Origin of the sequence: Paenibacillus sp. FSL H8-0034 (assembly GCF_038000305.1) — a bacterium.
Classification (GTDB): Bacteria; Bacillota; Bacilli; order Paenibacillales; family NBRC-103111; genus Paenibacillus_S.
This window is the reverse complement of the sequence record NZ_JBBOBS010000001.1, coordinates 5,015,562-5,034,938: the sequence shown is the minus strand read 5'-3', so window position 1 is coordinate 5,034,938 and position 19,377 is coordinate 5,015,562. Positions and strand designations below refer to the sequence as shown.

Here is a 19,377-nt window from a genome sequence, read left to right as displayed (position 1 = left end):
GCGCTGAGCGGCTTAACTGGTTCGATTGACATTCACAGCAGCTCACAAGCAAAATGGGTCTGGAAAGATAGCCGCAAACAAGCTATGATAACGAATAGCTGCCATAATTGGCGCATACATACAGGATGCATTTGGAGAGGTGGAAGAAACGAATGGCGATCAATTTTTGTACGGAATGCGGCCAGCCTATGGAAATACGGACCATAGATGGCGTAGAACGTCGTGCATGTACGAGCTGCAGCGCAGTTCATTGGGGATCTTACAGTATTGGGGTTGGAGCCCTTGTTATAAAGGATGATAAAGTACTGCTTGTACGCAGGGCGCAAGAGCCCGGCAAAGGGAATTGGACTAATCCTGGCGGCTATATTGAACAACTGGAGCCTATTGAGGAAACGGTAATTCGTGAAGTGCTTGAAGAGAGTGGAGTTCATACCAGTGTTAAGGGAATTATTGCCCTGCGCGACCAGCCGCGAGCTTCGGTACATAATTTGTATGTGGCTTTTGAGATGGATTATATAAGTGGAGAGCCTATTCCTGATGGTGTTGAAGTGGATGGGGCCGGATTCTACTCAATGGAAGAAATGCAGACGATGCAGGTGGCAAGCTTCACACAGTGGCTGATTGATGCAGCATTGCGTGGTAATGGAGCTGGCTTGCAGCATGATCGGGAGCCGATTGTGCCGACGAACGGCAACGGTTTTTTTAGGGTTTTGTAAGGCTGGACAGGCTATTCCCAAGTCTATGACTTTGGAGAATAGCCCTTTTTTATAACATAAGAATGTATAAGTTTTTAGCGGAGCTTAAGGATTCTTATGTTTCAAGAAAACCTACCTCTGAACCGCGGTCGCTCATCTTTGAAAGACCTCGATAAAGATTTTCTTATAAAAATATTTTTGCAATAGAGGAATTTGTCGATCTATTCAGAATATAAATAGTATTTAGAAAACTAATCTAATTTTCAGTTTATTCTCGAAAGGGGTCTTGCAATGGTTACGCTACCAAGAACAAATGAACTGGGTTTTTTTGAAATCAGATTGGAATCAATTGGAGGACTCGGAGCCAACCTGGCTGGCAAAATGCTGGCAGAGGCTGGCGTGGTAGGTGCCGGCTTGAACGGCGTCAGTTTTTCCTCCTACGGTTCGGAGAAGAAGGGCTCTGCAGTCAAGGCGCATATCCGGTTTTGCGATATCAATACGAATATTCGGGATACATCACCCGTGGAACGTCCGCATGTCGTAGGCGTATTTCATGAATCTTTGTCGAAAACGATCAATGTGATCAGTGGCATTTATGAAGATACGCTGGTGCTGGTCAATTCGACGAAAACTCCGGAAGAGCTGAAGGCCAAGATGAATATGAAGGGCGGAACGATAGCCGTCATTGATGCGATTGGCATTTCGCTGGAAGAGAAAAATCGGGTTAATATGGCGATGTTAGGTGCGCTATTCCGGTTGTGTCCATTTCTTAATCCCGATACGATGAAAAATGTTATCCGCAAATCGTTGGAGAAGAAGTATCCGTTAGCTGTACAGCCAGCATTAAATACATTTGAAAGGGGTTACAACGAGGTTGTCTTTCAAACTTTTGAGCTGGCGGAAGGTGAACAGATGCCCTCATATATCCGGCAGGATACCCCTGTTCTTGGTTTTGGTACACAGCCTATGGGCGGTGTCATTACGAATCCGGGAAATAGTGTATTGAAGGATCTCAGTATATCGCGGGCAGGCATGATGCCGCATTTTGAAGATGATAAGTGTATTCATTGTGCAGCCTGTGATACGGTCTGTCCGGATTTTTGCTTTGTGTGGGATGAGCAAGCAGATAAAAAGGGCAGGCCGCAAATGTTCCTCCAGGGAATCGATTACCAATACTGCAAGGGCTGCTTGAAATGTGTACAGGCCTGTCCAACGGAGGCGCTTTCCAGTGCAAGGGAAGCTGACGGCTATGCGGATGAGCATCGTGTACCTCACCGGTTCGATTTGGCTGCAACCTGATTCGTGTAAATCGCATATTATAATCCATTACATGTAAATTGAAGGGTGGAGAACAAAGTGGCAATTGAGATTAATAAAGAGATTCCTCAGGGTACAGTGGAGCAGCGGATCGTATATGAATCCGGTAATGAAATGGCGGCTTATGCCGCACACCAAATCAATTATCACATTATGGGATATTTCCCGATCTCGCCTTCCACAGAGGTTGCTCAATTTCTTGATATGATGAAGGCTAATGGACAGCACGACATCAAGCTGATCCCGGCAGATGGCGAGCACGGTTCAGCAGGAATTTGCTATGGAGCGTCCACCGCTGGCGGTCGTGTATTTAATGCGACAAGCGCGAATGGATACTTGTATATGCTGGAGCAAATGCCGGTGCAATCGGGAACCCGTTTTCCGATGGTAATGAACCTTGTCTGTCGCTCCGTATCCGGACCTTTGAACATTCACGGAGACCACTCCGATTTATATTATGCGTTGAATACAGGCTGGCCAATCCTGATGTGCCGTGACCCGCAGGCTGTGTATGATATGAATATTATGGCGCTTAAGCTGGCTGAGGATGCTGAAGTCCGCTTGCCTGTTATTGTTGCGTCCGATGGCTACTTCACTTCACATCAAAAACGCCGGGTACAAACGTTCACCAAACGCGAGGATGTACAGGCTTTTATCGGGGCACAGCCGCCAGTTGGTTTTGCCGATACGCTTGACCGTAACAATCCGATCACAGTCGGACCTTACATGAATGAACCCGACTATATTAATAACTGCTACCAGCAGTCCATGGCGATGTACAGGGCGGAGCACGTCTTTGACCGTATTCGTACCGAATATGCAGAGCTGACAGGACGCGACTATCCGATTCTTGATTTGTATTGTATGGAGGATGCAGAGGTTGCTGTGTTTCTAATGAATTCAGCTTCGGAAATTATTAAGGACGTTGTGGATCAGCTTCGTGCTCAGGGCATTAAAGCAGGTTCCATTGCCCCCAATTTGATTCGTCCCTTCCCGCAAAAGGCGATCGCTGAAGCCTTGAAAAATGTGAAGGCTGTTACCGTAGGCGACCGTGCTGATTCCTATGGCGGTCATGGCGGCAATATGGTCAACGAAATCAAGGCTGCGCTGTTCACGCTTGGCAATCATGACACGATGGTCATAAGCCGTATCTATGGTTTGGGCGGCAAGGATTTTTACAATGAGGATGGTCATGCCTTATTCCAGTTCGCGATAGAAGCGGTGGAAAAAGGCAAGGTTGAAGTGCCGTTCGATTATTACGGTCATTCGGTAGGAGATCCGAATCGAACCATGAAACGTGTCCTGAACCCGATGAAATATGAGGAATTAAATACCGGATTGATCACGGTCAAGCAGGATGAAGAGACGAAGAAGCTGAATGTTCGCATCCCGCCTTTGCGTGCTCTAACGAAGAAGCCAAAACGGATTGCTCCGGGTCATGGCGCCTGTCCGGGCTGCGGTATTTTCTCAGGTCTTGAATTGTTCTTCAAGGGGATCGAGGGTGATATCGTAGCGTTGTTCCACACAGGCTGTGCGATGGTAGTCACAACAGGGTATCCGTACTCGTCACATAAGGCGACCTATATTCACAACCTGTTCCAAAATGGTGCGGCTACCATGTCGGGTGTTGTTGAAATGTTCTGGGAGCGCAAACGCCGCGGTGAGCTGGATGCATATAATCTGCCTGCCGATTTCACATTCGTGATGATCACCGGGGACGGTGGTATGGATATCGGGATGGGGCCAGCAATCGGTGCAGCGCTGCGAAATCACAAAATGATTATTTTGGAGTACGATAATGAAGGTTATATGAATACAGGTGCACAGCTGTCCTATTCCACACCCATGGGCCATCGGACATCGACCTCCAATGTAGGCTCCAAGCAGGGTGGTAAGGTGTTCCATCACAAGGATACCGCGCAAATTATGGCAGCAACCCACATTCCTTATGTATTTACAGGCTCAGAGGCGTTCCCGCAGGATTTGGTTCGTAAAGGTGCCAAGGCTCAATGGTATGCCCAGAATGAAGGGCTGGTATACGGCAAGATTTTGATTGCCTGTCCATTGAATTGGCTATCTGAAGACGAGAATGGATCCAATATTGTTGGCGCGGCAGTAGATTCCTGCTTCTTCCCGCTGTATGAGGTTGAGCATGGGGTCACAACGATAACCTACAATCCGGAGGATAAGAGTAAAAAGGTTCCTTTGTCAGAGTGGCTCACTACCATGGGCAAAACGAAGCATATGACTAAACCTGAGTATGAGGATTCCTATAAAGAGTTCGAGAGGGAAGTGGAACGACGCTGGAGTATGCTGAAGGCCAAGCACGAAAGCCCGTATCTATAAGTTCGTAAAGGCAAAAGGCATTCTCTCCCAAAGAGAAAAATGCCTTTTGTTTTTTGGAAAATGGAGGAGATCAGGTTGCCTTATGTGATGAAGCATGCAATTACATCAAAGCTGTATACCTGTATGCTGGTTAACGGCTATAGGCTGCCTTATTATGGAACCAAATATTGGGATGATGAAGAAGCTGCCAAGCTTGATTACCATGATTTTTTGAACATACAGGGCGTAGCTGATCCGGATTCATGGCAACTGCTGGAGCTCACCGAAAATCAGTTGAAAATGTGCAATGTGAAGCTCAAAAATGATTCGCGATTTATCCTTCATTGGGACCAAGTGGTGCAAGCGGCGGTTGCAAGTATTTCTCCGTCAGAATTGTAAGTAGGCTGATGCCGACTTCGTTGTGCCCACCTTCGGGTATGATGATGTCGGCATATTTTTTGGAGGGCTCGATAAAGGCTTCATGCATCGGTTTTACGGTAGACAAATATTGATTGTATACGGATTGAATGCTGCGGCCGCGTTCTTGAATATCACGCAGGACACGACGGAGAATACGCACATCAGGATCTGTATCTACGAACACCTTGATATCGAGAATACCACGCAACAGCTCGTCCGATAAGACGTGCAGTCCCTCCAGGATCACGATCGGATTCGGAAGCAGCTCAATCGTTTGTTCAGAGCGTGCATGCTTGGCAAAATCATAGGTTGGGGAATGGACAGCTTGGTTAAGCTTTAATAACTTTAATTGATGCAGCAGCAGCTCGTTATCAAAAGCAAAAGGGTGATCATAATTGATCAATTCGCGCTCAGCCAATGGTAACTCGCTATGGTCGCAATAATAATTGTCCTGGGAAATGAAAGTAATTTGTTCACTGCCGAGCTTGTCGATGATGGAGCGGGCTACGGTGGTTTTTCCAGATCCGGTACCGCCTGCAATTCCGATGATAAGCATAAATAAGTAATCCTCCTGCGTGGACGCTTGGTTTTCGAGTCAATCCCGTTATTCTATCATAAACATAAGGTGAAGACGAGAGTAAAAGGATGGTGCAGTTCTGTAGCGTACAAGCAAGGATTGTGGTATGCTCTTTGGCAAACACAATTTATACTTGTCATAACCAATTATCCCATCCTACGGTTGTGGGCATTGAGGAGGTACTTATCATGAATAACGATTTTATCCAGATTAAGTCCTTGCAGGGTGATTTGAAAATTTCGCACAAAAAAAGTGATTTTGGTATAACTGTTTCCACCGAAGAGCTGGTCTACCAGAAGCCTCATGTTAACTATTATTTCAAGCTTGCGCACATTACAAGTATCGTTCCGTTCGATACTTCCGAGAGCAAGAAGATCACTTTTCATAATCGGCGTTCGTCGGGTAGTGAAATCATAACCATGTCTCAGGGCATACCGCATTATCGTTTTCATGTGAGTCAGGCTTATGTGCATAATCGCAGCGGTATATTTCAATTGGGAAATGCTCAATTTATATTGCCTATTGTGAATGATTTGCTTAAAGCGATTTCCAAATATGCGGGTTTAAGTGGAATTGAAATCTGAATACGATGAAGTTGGAAGAGGAATTGCAGGGAGGATCAACTATTGGCTACACACGCATCAACCGCAAGCATCACTACCAAAAGTAAACTGCCTGTTATGGCCAGCGTAGTTATTGCTATGCTGGTTGCTTCTATGGATACGACCATTATTAACACAACAATGCCGATCATTGCCAAGGAGCTGGGCGGGTTTGAGCTGTATGCATGGAGTTTTGCCTCGTACATGGTCGTATCTACGGTCGTCGCTCCAGTAGCAGGACGAATATCCGATTTGTACGGACGCAAAACGATATTTGCAGTAGGTATTATCATTTTCTTATTGGGTTCTTTATTGTGCGGTTTCGCCAATACAATGTTACAGTTAATCCTGTATCGTGCGGTACAGGGGATCGGCGCGGGTGTGATGATGCCGTTTCCTTCGATTATATCTGGAGACTTGTATCCACCTGAAAAGAGAGGCAAGATTCAAGCGTTTTTCACAGCCATGTGGGCGTTATCTGCTATTTTGGCACCTATGCTTGGGGCATTATTCGTTCAATATACGACATGGCGCTGGATTTTTTACATCAATATTCCTTTATGTCTGATTTCATTGCTATTGCTTAGAGCGTACAAGGAAGTGTACATTCCGAAGAAATCCAAGGTGGATAGCCTGGGTGCAATCCTGTTTGCTGCGGGAGTCAGTATGCTGCTGCTAACAACCGTTGTTGAAAATTATATATGGGCCTATGCTGTTGCTGGTGTCATCATTCTTGCAGCATTTTATTGGTATGAACGGCAGCATCCTTCACCCATTGTTCCCTTAAGCTTGTTGGCTAATCGCTCGATTTCAGGAATGAATATCAATTCGTTTCTTGCATGTGCTGCATTATTCGGGGTTTCCAGCTATGTCCCGTTATTTCTTCAGGAGGAAGGTCATAGTTTATTTGTTAGCGGCTTGGCCTTGCTTGGGGTATCGTTTGGGTGGATGGTCGTCGCGGTTCCAAGCGGTAAATGGACAGTGAAATGGGGCTACGGGAAGCTGATTATTATTGGCAACGTCCTGCTGATCTGTTCGGGTGTGATGCTGCTTCTATTAAAGCAGGGTACTGGATTCTGGTACATATTCTCGGTGATGGTCGTTCAGGGACTCGCCTTTGGCTTGATATTCACAGTTGCTACCATTGGGTCCCAGCAGCTGGTGGATGCCAATCAAAAAGGAGTTTCTACATCCATGCAGTTGTTTTCACGTAATATTGGAACGGCAGTCGGTGTGACGGTAATGGGCGCCTTTTTGACAAAAGGCTTGGACGTATACAGCGGGTTTCATGCCTTATTCATGTACGGTTTTATAGCCAGCCTGGTGGCTCTTGCATCGTCTTTTGTGCTTAGAAAGGTATAATTCGTTTGCACTCAGAAAATTATAGACAATAAGATCCCCTTGTAGTGGACACTCCAAAAAAACCTCATGTGATCATGAAGGAAAGAGTGAACAGCAAGGGGATATTTTTTATGCCCAAGAAGTGTAAATCGATTGTGTTCCCGTTATCGATGTTGAATCTGCGTTATTTCGAGGACGTCTTAAATCAGTTACGCTATATGTATAGATCGGACATACGATCGAACATATATCAGGGAGGTTCAATAGATGAATCAACAAATGAAAAAATGGCTTCCAGCTAGTGTGGCTGCTGTCATGGCAATGAGTATAATAGCCGGTTGTGGGAATGGTACCCCTGCACCAGCTCCAGCAGCAGATTCAGGGAAAACCGCAGCTGCCAAGCCATTCGAGGGCAAGAAGCTTACGGTCGTTACCGCTAACCATCCATGGGGCGAGGCGATCAAACCGCTGCTACCGGAGTTTGAAGCTCAAACAGGGATGAAAGTGGAGGTCCAAAGCTTTTTCGAAGATCAGCTTACACAGAAGCTGACTGTGCAATTTACTTCCGGTTCGGCTACGCCTGATGTGTTCATGTATCGTCCTTTACAGGAAGGCAAGCTTTTTTACAAAAATGGATGGGTACAAGCACTGGATGAATACGTAAAAAAAGATGCCAGCTACGACTTTGAAGACTTTACGAAATCGTCCATAGGATCAACGACGGTAGACGGCAAGCTGGCGGGTATTCCCATCATCACTGAGCAGGAAATCCTTTATTATCGCAAAGATCTATTGCAAAAAGCGAACATTGCCGTACCCAAAACCTTGGACGAGCTGACAGCGGCCGTGAAAAAGCTGCATGATCCAAAGTCGGAAATGTATGGATTCGTAGCCCGTGGTCAGCGCTCTCCGCTGGTTACCCAGGTCTCGTCCTTCTTATATTCCGAAGGTGGCGATTTTACTAAAGATGACAAGGCAACGCTGAATACACCCGAAGCCATTAAAGCTTTCACAACCTACAGTACCTTGTTAAAAGATTATGCGCCTCCAGGTGTTCTTAATATGTCCTGGCCGCAGGCACTCGGTATTTTCGCACAAGGTAAGGTTGCTTTTATCACAGATGCCAATTCACTCTACAAAAATACAACGGATCCCGAGAAGTCCGTCATTGCAGATAAAGTGGGTTACGCACTCTTTCCGGGTGGTCAAGCAGGCTCGAAGCCTTATAACATCACCTCATGGGGCCTTGCAATGAATTCAAAAACAGCCAATAAAGATGCCTCCTGGGAGTTTGTGAAATGGGCAACCGGCAAGGATGTCGTATTGAAAACGCAAAAGCTGGGTAATCCAGGTCCTCGTGCGTCAGTGTGGGATAAACCTGATGGAGTATCCGGCTTCCCGGCCGAAATGGTTCAAGTTATTAAGGATTCGTCCAAAGGAGGAGTCGATCATGATCGTCCGGTTGTGATCGGTGTAGGCGAAGCACGTGACGTGGTAGGAAGTATTGTGCTTCAAGGTATGACAGGTGGTGACATAAAGGCAGCCGCGGATAAAGCGAATCAAGAGCTGCAGGTTATTATCGATAAAGAAAAAGGTAAATAAATAATTAATTACATGAAGGAAGGGGCCGGTGGCTATGCTGGCCCTTTCCGTATTCCAGTCAGGAAAGGAAGCCACACAGATGAGTGAGAGCTGGTTTGATCGTAATATTAAATGGATTTATACGATGCCCGCAGTTTTATTTGTATTGATTATGATGGTGTTTCCAATTGTCTATACACTTAGGATCAGCTTCTATGAGTGGAGTATGTCCGCAACGACTCCGCCTAAATGGGTTGGTCTCAGCAATTATAGTGCTTTGCTCTCAGAGAGCCGGTTTTGGCAATCTGTTGGCAATACCTTCTACTTCACCTTTGCTGCGCTCATCCTTGAAACGATACTGGCTATAGCGATAGCCTTGCTATTGTATCGGGATTTTCGTGGTAAAAATATTGTGAAAACGCTGTTCCTGCTGCCGATGGTTGCGACACCTGTTGCAATGGGGTTGGTATGGATGTTGATATACGAGCCTACGATCGGGATTGCCAATACGCTGCTTAAATCACTTGGGCTTGATCCATGGCTGTGGCTGGCTTCGCCCTCTCAGGTTATTCCTTCGCTAGTCATCGTAGATGTATGGGAATGGACACCCATGATCGCGTTGATCGTGATGGCCGGGTTGTCCACACTGCCAAGCGACCCTTATGAAGCGGCTGATGTCGACGGTGCTACGCTATGGCAAAAGTTCCTTTACATCACGCTTCCCTTGCTGCGGCCGACAATCATCGTAGCTGTCATGCTGCGCCTGATTGATGTGCTTAAAACTTTCGATATTATTTATGCGACCACACAAGGCGGTCCTAATCTGGCATCAGAAACATTGAATGTATATGGCTATGTGCTTGGCTTCCAGTATTTTAAGCTGGGGATGGCTTCTTCACTGCTTGTGATGTTTTTCGCTTTGGTTATGGGCCTTACACTCATGATGATCTGGATTCGTAAAAGGCTGGAGGCGTAGATGCATGATGAAAAAGAAAGGCGCTAATAATTGGGTATACACCTTGCTTACAATTATCGTGATGGCTGTGTTTTCATTCCCGTTTATCTGGATGCTTCTGGCTTCCTTTAAGACGCAGGCACAGATCTTGTCGTCTGGACAGTTTTTGTTTTTCAAACCGACCTTTAAAAATTATGTGAACGTGTTCGAGCAGTACGAATTTATGCGTTTTATCGTGAACAGCTTTATTGTTGCAGTAGGGTCCACGCTTGGTTCGTTGCTGCTTGGTTTACCGGCAGCCTATGCTATTGCCAGATACCGTCTTCAGGGTTTGGGACTGGTAATTCTGGTGGCAAGAATTATTCCGGGCATTACATTCCTGATCCCATGGTTTATTCTGTTCTCGAGTCTGCATTTGGTTGATACGTACATGGCGTTGATCCTAAGCCATATGCTCGTCGGGCTGCCTTTTATTATTTGGATTATGATTTCGTTCTTTGAGGGGCTGCCACTGGAAATTGAAGAAGCGGGGATGATTGACGGTTGTACACGGTCTCAGGTGTTCCTGAGAATTATTTTACCGATCTCTGGAGCGGGAATCATAACGTCCTCATTGCTATCGTTCATTTTCTCATGGAACAACTTTATGTTTTCGATTATACTGGCTGGAGATAAAACAAAGACACTGCCGATTGCCGTATTTAACTTTTTATCCTATTCGGATATTAACTGGGGTGCCCTTATGGCTGCAGCCTGCATCATTACATTGCCTGTTTTGATTATCGCTTTGTTGGCGCAGCGGTATATTGTTAGCGGTTTGGCTGCTGGAGCGGTATATTGTTAGCGGTTTGGCTGCTGGAGCGGTAAAGGGGTAGTCATGCTTGGAAAATCGAGGAACCTTTCTGCTGTTCTGTATGCTCCAAGCAAGCTCTTGGTAACAATACTTTGTATGGTTAATAATCAGCAGGATAAAGGAGATCATATGACTGCAGCCAAACGGAATACGTATCGTAAAATGGTACTCATCATCTTTCTCCTGCTGATTCCGATAGCTTGTGTATACATGTATTCGCATCAGGTTAGCGTTCAGGTACTTCGAGATGAGATACAGGGAAATCTGCTGAGTCGTCAGCAGTTTTTTATTTCACAGGTAGATGGAGCTGTTGACCAATTAGCGATGTTTCCTGTCATTGTTGCTCAGGACCCTTTCATCCGTCAATATGTGGACAAGAAGGACAGCGATATCATGGATCGGCTTCGTTTGCAATCACGTGTAATCGAAAAGCTGGGTCTGCAGAGTGTATCAAGCGATTGGACGAATGAATTAAGTATTTATTTATCTGAGGATCGGCAGGCTTTGTCTTCCAACATTTTTGTGACCTATAATGAAGCTTATATGAAGCAGCCGATCCAGGTGAACTGGTCCTATGATAGAGGAAATGGCAAGACAGGCAGCGATACATGGGTCCGGCAAATTGCACAGCCTGCGTCCGCCACCACTTTACAGCAGGCTCAAGTAGTGTATGAAGTGCGTTTATATGCGGAAAACATACGCTTGATGCTGGACCACTTCAAAGCAGGTGGCAAAGGAGATCCTTTTCTGTATGCGCCCGGACTCGCTGCTATTCATAATCACAGTGTCGATCCCAAGCTGACTCAAGCGGTTATCAAGGATTTGGATATGAAATCGCTCCAATCAGATTCCGGTAATCGTTTGCTGGATTTGGAGAATGACAAATTTTTGGTTAATTATGTGAAATCCAATACATTAGGTTGGTATTTGGTCGATTATGTGCCATTGGAGCAAACATTACAGCCTATTAATGCCAGTAAGAACTTTTTCTATGTCTCGATGGGGCTGCTCTTGATCGCAGGAATTGCTGCTGCTTATTTGTTGTACAGGCATGTTCAAATCCCTATCGGCAAGCTGCTGCAAAGCGTTCAGCAAATCAAGCGCGGCGATTATTCAGGACGGATTCAATATCAGACTCATAATGAGTTCGACTTTCTGATTCGCCGTTTCAACGAGATGACTGAACAGATGCAGGAGCTGATAGAGACTGTTCATGCAGAGCAGCTGCGTTCTCGTGAGGCTACCTTAAAACAGCTGCAGGCACAGATCAATCCTCATTTTTTATACAATTGTCTTTATTTTATTAGTAACATGGCTATGCTGGAGGATAAACAATCGGTAGTAGAAATGGCTAATAATCTGGGTGATTATTATCGCTATACCACAAGGGTGGAAAGACAGCTTGTTACTGTCAGCGAAGAGCTGCAGCTCGTTACTAACTATCTGACGATCCAGAATTTACGGATGAACCGCTTGTGTTTCAATATGCAAATCCCGGAATCCATGCTGCAGCTGAAAATTCCCCGGTTATTGCTGCAGCCGCTAGTGGAGAATGCAATTATCCACGGCCTGGAGCGAAAAGTGGGCAAAGGTGTGATCCGAATCTATGGCGAGTCGGATGGTGGGGAACATCGAATTATTGTCGAAGATAATGGTCAAGGGGTTTCTGCAGAACGGCTGAGTGAGCTTCAAAAAACGTTAGATGCGCCCATGTCCGATGAAATAGGCTGCGGTGTATGGAACATCCACCATCGGCTCCGGTATCAGTTCGGCAGAGAGGCGGGTCTTAGACTGATGGCTGCGGAGAAAGAAGGCTTCAAAGTAATTGTGACATGGAGGGAATCACCGGATGTACCAGATCTTAATCGTGGATGATGAAATGCATGTGGTGGAACGTTTGGCGGGAACGATGGATTGGGAATCGCTCGGAGTTGAAACGGTTCACAGAGCGTATTCCGTTCAAGAGGCTTTGGTCCTGCTTCAAACAACGACGATTGATATCCTGATCACAGACATTCAAATGCCGGGTATGACGGGCCTCGAATTAATCGCCATAGTGCGGGAAAAATGGAAACGAACAAAATGTATTTTGTTATCCGGTTATGCCGATTTTAGCTATGCCCAGGAAGCGATTCATCATGGAACCGCTGATTATTTATTGAAGCCTGTATCCGAGGAACAGGTTCGTGAAACGGTTCAGCGTGTGCTTCAACAGATTCAAGCCGAATGGGAAGATATTGTTTCTCAGCAGCGTATTCAGCATACTTTGAAGGAAAACTTGCCTTTGCTGAAAGGGAATCTGTTGAATGAGCTGCTGCAGGGTAGAAGATATGGGGCTGATATTTGGAAGCCGAGAATGCGCGAGTTAAGTATTCCGGATTTTCAGGACAGTCCTTTTGCTATGATTATGGTGCGGATGGAAGAGCAGTTTTTGCATTATGACGCTCATAGTCTTTCCTTGTTTGAATATGCGGTAAGCAATATTGCTGAGGAATTATTTTCGCCGCATTATGATTTATGGCATTGTAAAGATAGTCATGATTATTTGGTGTTTATGTTGAAATGTAAAACCAGCAGTATCCAAACCGAGGTGCAGCAGCACTTGGAGCGTACATCCAGCGAGCTGCAAAAAGCCGTATCAACGTATTTGAAGGGGAAAATTTCCGTGCTTGTGAGCAACTGGGGTCAATTTCCTGAAGATGTGACGACCCTGTATAATCAAGCCTTGTCGTTATTTCGCAAAAGGATTGGCAGCGAACACAATCTGTTTATGACAGCTGCGGATACTCAGATCCATGACGAGCCGTATCGAACCCTGCAGCGGCTGTATGAGCTGCCAACATTAACGCAGTTACTCGAAGCCGGACGCTGGAAGGACGCGAGAGAAAAACTGCTGGCCGTATTCGAAGAATTAAATAACCAATGGTCACAGTCACAAGAGTATGTGCTGGAAGTGTATTTTACCGTGTCTGCTGCCTTTTCTTATATTACTCACAAAAATGGGAAGCAGCTTGCCGAGCTTATGGGTCCGGATTATTATAAGCTGACGGAGGGATTGCCATTTCGTTCGGTAGGCATGCTGCGTGATTGGAGTCTGCGTGTACTTGACCAACTGAAGGCGGATATGGATAAGGAGGTTCAGGATTCACGCTCATTGATCGTTCAGCGTGTGCAGCAGTTTGTTGATCAGCATTTAAGTGAGGACGTTTCCTTGCAAACCATTGCCGATCATATTTATCTGCATCCTGTTTATTTGTCAAAAATATATAAGCTGGAGACGAACCAAAATATTACGGATTATGTGTTTCAGCTTCGTATGGAGAAGGCGGCATATTTGTTGAAAAACAACCAAGAGAAAATCTATGAAATTGCCGAAAAGCTGGGCTACCAGCGGGCGCATTCATTTATTCATGTATTTAAAAAGCATTATAACATGACGCCGCAGGAATACCGGGATATTCATACGGCGGGAAAATTATGAATGTATTGAACTGCATTAAGCGGGAATCCATACCTGAAACGAACACCCTTGGCCGACCTTCGAGGTTACATGAATCGTTCCATGATGGGATTCGACGATCGATTGGGTAATCGATAGACCCAGGCCCGCACCTCCGTATTGGCGTGCACGTGAGGAATCACTGCGATAAAAACGATCAAATACATAAGGCAGGTGGGCTTCACTAATCCCAGGACCGTTGTCGTTAACGGAGAGCAGCACCCCCTGATCCTTGCGGGTCAAGGAAACCTCGATATGTCCCGTTTCGGAATCTGTGTGTTGTACGGCATTTTGAAACAAATTGAGAATGACCTGCTTCATATTGTCTGTGACGAATTTACAGATCATTTGAGGTTCAATCCGCAAGCTAAGTTTGCGCGTTCCTGCCAATATATGAAGCTGAGGCTCCATTTCACGAACAACCAGATCCAACGAGCCTTCTTTTAGTAAAATTTGCGGAGTACGGTCGAGCTTAGCCAAGAGCAGCAGGTCATTCACTAATTTATTCAGCCGCGCGGACTCGCTGTGCATGCTTTTGAGAGCTTTATGCAGCTGTTCGGGATTGTTGGCGGCACCGCGTATGAGCACCTCCAGAAAACCATGAATAGAAGTCAGTGGTGTACGTAGCTCATGCGAAGCATCTGCAATAAAACGATGCATTTGCTCCTGGGTTTCTTTTTCTGCCTGAAAGGAAGCCTCCAACCGCTCCAGCATCCCGTTGAACGATTCGGCCAGCTGATCCACCTCGAGCTGTCCTTGATGAATCGGGAAGCGATGATCCAAATTCCCTGCATTGATTTGCTCTACGGTGTTGCCCATATTGGACAATGGCACGAGTGTTTTACGAAGCAAGGGTAAATATCCAAGCAAACCAAACACCATGGCCGCCACTGATAGCAGCAAGAAAGTGAGCATTTGGCGAATGAGCAGCTCTTTGAGCGGGCCTGTCATCGTACTGACCTGCACTAATCCATTCATTTGACCCGGACCGGTGAACACGGGCTGCAGCACAACCAGGTACTCGACTCCGTTCTCATCCAACATAACCCGGTAGTTCAGTTCAGGCTTTTTCCTGAATTTCAACGCATCAAGATATTCCTGAGTATCCAGTCGGGGACCATTTTCTATTCCTGAACGGCTGGCCATTGCCGTGTAATTGCCAGCAGCATCAATATAGGCGAGAGACGTTTCCGGCATAAAGAAAAAAGGTGCGCGCGCGTTTCCACCCTCATTCGTCCTGCCGGTTTGCTGCCAGGCGTCGCGGGGTAGCGACAGAATTTGGCTTTGAACGCTGGTCGCTTTATTTTTATAAATAATGTCTTTCATAAATACGTACTGCAGCACCCCGATCAGAACGAGCAGAGCGGCCAATATGATCAAGGAGCGGGACAATAGCTGGATTTTTAACGAGTTTGGGGCAAAAAAATGCTTCCATTTAAATCCAGGCTTTGCAATCATGAAAGATCCACCCGATACCCCGATCCCCGTAAAGTCCGAATCAATTGGCGATCCTTGTCGTTAAGCTTATCTCTCAAGGAACGAATATACACCTCAACAATGTTTTCCTCGCCTCCGAAATCGTAACTCCACACCTTTTCCAAAATCATTGATTTACTTAGGACCAGACCATGATTCAGTACCAAAAATTTTAACAGCTCATACTCTGTAGGCGACAGCTCCAATACCCGGTTCTCCAGGCTGATCTCTTTGCGGCGATCATCAATTCGGAATGGACCGATGACCACCTCACCAAATAAGTTGGGGAATTGATTACGGATTCTCGCGTGAATGCGAGCTAACAGCTCATCGAAGCTGAAAGGCTTGACCATATAATCGTCGGCTCCAAGTGTAAGACCCTTGACCCGATCATCGACTTCATCTTTGGCTGTCAGCATAATAACGGCTACATTTTCGGTCTTTTTGAGCATCCGGCACACTTCAAAGCCGTCCATACCCGGCATCATGACATCAAGTATAGCAACGTGCGGTTGAAACTGCTTAATTATATTAATGGCCGCGATCCCATCCTGGGCGCACCTTACTTCAAAGCCTTCATTTTGTAACCCTAATTCCAGAAACTGCAGGATATTCGGCTCATCATCGACAAGCAATATTTTGATACCTTTAAGTGGCTGCATGTGTTAATCCCCCTCAAGCAAGTGTTATCGTAATAGTATCTGTTTCTCAACTGAAATGCCACTGAAAGATAACTGAAAATACGTTGAAAATGTAATCTTCAGCAATTTTTCAGGTAGATTTCAGGTAGCATTCAGGTTACTAGGCTTTAAGAAGAGTAAACTGAGTGACAAGGGAAAGATTTTCTTAAAAAACCGGGGAAATATGAACATATATTCTGTTTCGCAAAGCTCTTCAGCATCAAATTCAGCGAGCAGCGACAACACATCAAGCGATATCCGTATTTAACGAAAGGAACAGACGACCCTGACCTTAATTGGTCGGGTTATTGGAGTTTTCTGAATGCCAGCTGAATGTTTGCTGAATGCTTGGTTAGTTAATAGCCTAAATCTCTTCAGCAATTTTTCAGTCAATAATCAAGTTCATTTCAGGTATGCCCTTCATAATGAACATATCAGCAAGACTCAGCAGAGGGAAGAAGGTGAAGGTTTATGATTGCCAGCACATCAAATCGCTTTTCCGAAATGTTTCATCGGTTTCATTTTCATGCTTTGAATACGAATGTAGACATTATGATTTGGGCCGAATCACAGGAAATCGCAGTTATTGAAAGACTAGCGGTGGAATGGTTCAGGGACACTGAATTGCGATTTTGCCGAGACTATCCTCATAGTGAATTAAACCATTTAAATACGCTGTCTGGGGAACGCTGCAAGGTTTCGGATCAAATGATGGAGATTTTGGCTCTCACTGAAACGTACCGGAAAGCGACCCATAATACGTACAACCCGTTGGTGAGTTCGTCATCGAATTCACATCTTCAGCTTTCTCTCGATTCGGATTCCAAATCGGTACGCCTTCCGGAAGAAACGACTCTGGAACTGCAAGGCATTGTTCAGAACTGGATTTTACTGCGATTAGCCGATATGTTTCAGCACCGGATGAAGCTCAAGCAGGGTCTGCTTCGTGTTGGTGAGTCCTACAAGGTATGGGGTCGACCTGTTGACACCTTTGATCCTTGGGTAATCGGGATTAATAAACCCGGACAAACAAAGGGGCTGATTGCAACAGTTTCCCTCTCCGAAGGAGCCATCGCCACCTATTCGACGCAGGACCCGGAAGCCATATGCTGGAACCAGTGTACGGTTACCGGAATGGACCCGGTTGAATGTGGAATCTGGGCACAGGCTATAGCGAAGCTCGGTTCGGAAAAAGGATTGTCACTGATAGCTCAGCAAGCCGCCTATTGTGAAGTATTATCGATCGATGAGCACAGCAAGCTTCATTATTATGGGGATAAAGCTTCACTTGGTTCCAAATGGAATGAAATTAATGTTGATTATTATCATTAGCAGTTAGGGAGGCAGCTTCATGAACAAGAAAAAAGTGATTATTATCACATTGGCGGCATTATTGGTATGCGGTGGCGGTACATACGCCTATTTAAAAAAGGATACGCTGCTTGGAACGAAGCAGGTTGCTGTGCAGCAAACAACCTACACGGTGAAAAAAGGAAATGTGCGGACAGCGATTTCCGGTACGGCTCAGCTGGAGCCGCAGGACCAGCAGACAATTGTTCCTCCCAAGGAAGGCATGATCAAAACCCTCAACCTGACCAGAAATCAAACCGTGAAAAAAGGCGATTTGCTGCTGGAGGTATCCGATTCGAGTCTGGATGAAAAGCTGGATTCAGCAAGACTTACATTAAGTGGATATGAGTCGGACATGCAGGACTTACAGACGCAGGCAGGAGCTTTGAAAACCTATGCACCCGCAAGCGGCAAATTAATTTTGGCGACAACGATCAGCGAGGGAGCCGGCGTATCCAAAACGACCAAGATTGCCACGATTGCCAGTATCGATACGTTAACAGCGGCTCTCCCATTTCTTCAGGAGGAAGCTGCGCAAATTAAAGCGGGTGATTTGATCCAGTTGACCATAGATGGCTATATGCTGACCAAGTCAGGCGTTGTAACGTCCGTATCCCAATCCGTGAAGTCGGATGCCAAAGGGAATCATCTAATTGATGTGAACATTCGCGTGGACAATGATGGGACCATGGATGCCGGACAAAATGTAAAAGGTGCCATTACTGTCGACGGGTTGAAGCTGGAATCCAAAGTACAGGCCGCGCTGCAATATAAAACCTCGGTGAACGTGATGGCTGGCGTTTCGGGTAACATCGATCAAATGGTAATCAAAGAAAACCAAATGGTTAATAAAGGGGATTTGATTAGTACGATTGTGAGTGATACCTTGCAAAGGGATATTACCAATAAACAAAATCAAATTACACAATCCCTGAAAAGCATTAAGGATTTGGAGGATCAGCTGGAAAAGCTGAAGGTTTATGCCCCTTTTGACGGTGTATTCTCCACCGATTTTGTCGATCAGAAGAAAAACGTGCTGGCATCCTATCCGGTTGGAACCACGATCGCCAGCAATGTACAGCTGGGTGCAGTAGCCAATCTGAATACACTGCAGCTTCCAGTCAAGGTGGATGAGCTGGATCTTCCCAAAATCAAGGTAGGCCAGAAGGCAGAGGTTAAGGTGGATGCCATCGCAGGCAAAGTCTTCACTGGCGAGGTAACACAGGTATCCACTGTAGGTACGGTTACGAATGGCGTAACCTTTTATACAGCTGTTGTGACATTGAACAATGCTTCAGAGCTTAAGTACACGATGACCGCGACGGCTGATATTCTCGTAGAAGACAAGAAAGATGTGCTTGTTGTACCTATAGAGAACGTGAAAACACGCAACGGTAAAAAGACAGTTTCTTTGAAAAAGACAGATGGAACGATTGAGGCCGAGCATGAGGTGAAAATCGGTGCAAACAGCTCCACGCTCATTGAAATTACGGATGGTTTGGCTGCTGGAGATGTGCTTGTTAATCAGACAGCGGCTCCACAACGGAAGCTTTCTCAAACAGAAACCGACGCTCTGAGAAATCAGTATCAGCAGGGCATAAGAAACGGAAACACCGGAGGAGCTGCCGGCGGCGGTGCTGGTGGCGGTTTCCCAGGGGGAGGATTCCCAGCTGGCGGAGGCGGCCGATGATTATAGTTCGAAGGGA

The 19,377-nt window shown here is 45.8% G+C and carries 16 protein-coding genes; 13 read left to right on the top strand and 3 right to left on the bottom strand.

Going from position 1 to position 19,377, the window contains the following annotated elements; all coding sequences use genetic code 11:
* Window positions 1-152: 152 nt before the first annotated feature.
* The 4 genes from NST47_RS22710 (at window position 153) to NST47_RS22695 (ending at window position 4,736) form a co-directional block, all read left to right on the top strand.
* The gene (locus NST47_RS22710; RefSeq protein ID WP_341157170.1) at window positions 153-716 is read left to right on the top strand and encodes an NUDIX hydrolase; all 564 of its coding nucleotides are present in this window, start codon (window positions 153-155) and stop codon (window positions 714-716) included.
* Between the two features lie 270 nt (window positions 717-986).
* Window positions 987-1,994 carry a 2-oxoacid:acceptor oxidoreductase family protein gene (locus tag NST47_RS22705; protein ID WP_341157169.1) on the top strand — a complete coding sequence of 336 codons (1,008 nt, stop codon included), beginning with the start codon at window positions 987-989 and terminating at the stop codon, window positions 1,992-1,994.
* 57 nt (window positions 1,995-2,051) lie between these two features.
* Complete coding sequence (locus NST47_RS22700; protein WP_341157168.1) at window positions 2,052-4,358, top strand: thiamine pyrophosphate-dependent enzyme; 2,307 nt, start codon at window positions 2,052-2,054, stop codon at window positions 4,356-4,358.
* A 60-nt stretch (window positions 4,359-4,418) separates the two neighbouring features.
* The gene (locus tag NST47_RS22695; protein WP_341157167.1) at window positions 4,419-4,736 is read left to right on the top strand and encodes a hypothetical protein; all 318 of its coding nucleotides are present in this window, start codon (window positions 4,419-4,421) and stop codon (window positions 4,734-4,736) included.
* On the opposite strand, the gene udk is transcribed toward NST47_RS22695, so the two are convergent.
* A complete protein-coding gene (gene udk / locus NST47_RS22690; RefSeq protein WP_341157166.1) occupies window positions 4,672-5,313 on the bottom strand; it encodes a uridine kinase in 642 nt (213 codons plus the stop codon). The genes NST47_RS22695 and udk overlap by 65 nt on opposite strands.
* A 209-nt stretch (window positions 5,314-5,522) precedes the next feature.
* Between udk and NST47_RS22685 the strand changes: the two genes are divergently transcribed.
* The 7 genes from NST47_RS22685 to NST47_RS22655 all read left to right on the top strand — a co-directional run bounded on the left by NST47_RS22685 (window position 5,523) and on the right by NST47_RS22655 (window position 14,147).
* A complete protein-coding gene (locus NST47_RS22685; RefSeq protein WP_076228649.1) occupies window positions 5,523-5,918 on the top strand; it encodes a hypothetical protein in 396 nt (131 codons plus the stop codon).
* A 96-nt stretch (window positions 5,919-6,014) separates the two neighbouring features.
* Window positions 6,015-7,298 carry an MFS transporter gene (locus NST47_RS22680; RefSeq protein WP_341159733.1) on the top strand — a complete coding sequence of 428 codons (1,284 nt, stop codon included), beginning with the start codon at window positions 6,015-6,017 and terminating at the stop codon, window positions 7,296-7,298.
* A gap of 246 nt (window positions 7,299-7,544) precedes the next feature.
* Window positions 7,545-8,879: an ABC transporter substrate-binding protein gene (locus NST47_RS22675; protein ID WP_341157165.1), complete on the top strand. Its 1,335-nt coding sequence runs from the start codon at window positions 7,545-7,547 to the stop codon at window positions 8,877-8,879.
* A 79-nt stretch (window positions 8,880-8,958) separates the two neighbouring features.
* On the top strand, window positions 8,959-9,834 hold the full coding sequence (locus tag NST47_RS22670) for a carbohydrate ABC transporter permease (protein ID WP_262688813.1): 876 nt from the start codon (window positions 8,959-8,961) through the stop codon (window positions 9,832-9,834).
* Window positions 9,835-9,841: 7 nt separating this feature from the next.
* On the top strand, window positions 9,842-10,657 hold the full coding sequence (locus tag NST47_RS22665; protein WP_341159732.1) for a carbohydrate ABC transporter permease: 816 nt from the start codon (window positions 9,842-9,844) through the stop codon (window positions 10,655-10,657).
* 105 nt (window positions 10,658-10,762) lie between these two features.
* Window positions 10,763-12,541, top strand: a complete 1,779-nt coding sequence (locus tag NST47_RS22660) for a sensor histidine kinase (protein WP_341157164.1) — start codon at window positions 10,763-10,765, stop codon at window positions 12,539-12,541.
* Window positions 12,516-14,147: a response regulator transcription factor gene (locus NST47_RS22655; protein WP_341157163.1), complete on the top strand. Its 1,632-nt coding sequence runs from the start codon at window positions 12,516-12,518 to the stop codon at window positions 14,145-14,147. The genes NST47_RS22660 and NST47_RS22655 overlap by 26 nt, the downstream gene beginning before the upstream one ends.
* A 15-nt stretch (window positions 14,148-14,162) precedes the next feature.
* Here the strand turns inward: NST47_RS22655 and NST47_RS22650 are convergent, their stop codons facing one another.
* Together NST47_RS22650 and NST47_RS22645 are read right to left on the bottom strand one after the other, a co-directional pair.
* Window positions 14,163-15,623, bottom strand: coding sequence for a sensor histidine kinase (locus NST47_RS22650; RefSeq protein ID WP_341157162.1), 1,461 nt, complete (start codon window positions 15,621-15,623; stop codon window positions 14,163-14,165).
* The gene (locus tag NST47_RS22645; protein ID WP_076228654.1) at window positions 15,620-16,303 is read right to left on the bottom strand and encodes a response regulator transcription factor; all 684 of its coding nucleotides are present in this window, start codon (window positions 16,301-16,303) and stop codon (window positions 15,620-15,622) included. The genes NST47_RS22650 and NST47_RS22645 overlap by 4 nt, the downstream gene beginning before the upstream one ends.
* A 489-nt stretch (window positions 16,304-16,792) precedes the next feature.
* Here NST47_RS22645 and NST47_RS22640 point away from each other — a divergent pair, with 489 nt between their 5' ends.
* Window positions 16,793-17,653, top strand: a complete 861-nt coding sequence (locus NST47_RS22640; protein WP_341157161.1) for an FAD:protein FMN transferase — start codon at window positions 16,793-16,795, stop codon at window positions 17,651-17,653.
* A gap of 19 nt (window positions 17,654-17,672) precedes the next feature.
* Window positions 17,673-19,361: an HlyD family efflux transporter periplasmic adaptor subunit gene (locus tag NST47_RS22635; RefSeq protein ID WP_341157160.1), complete on the top strand. Its 1,689-nt coding sequence runs from the start codon at window positions 17,673-17,675 to the stop codon at window positions 19,359-19,361.
* Window positions 19,362-19,377 lie beyond the last annotated feature (16 nt).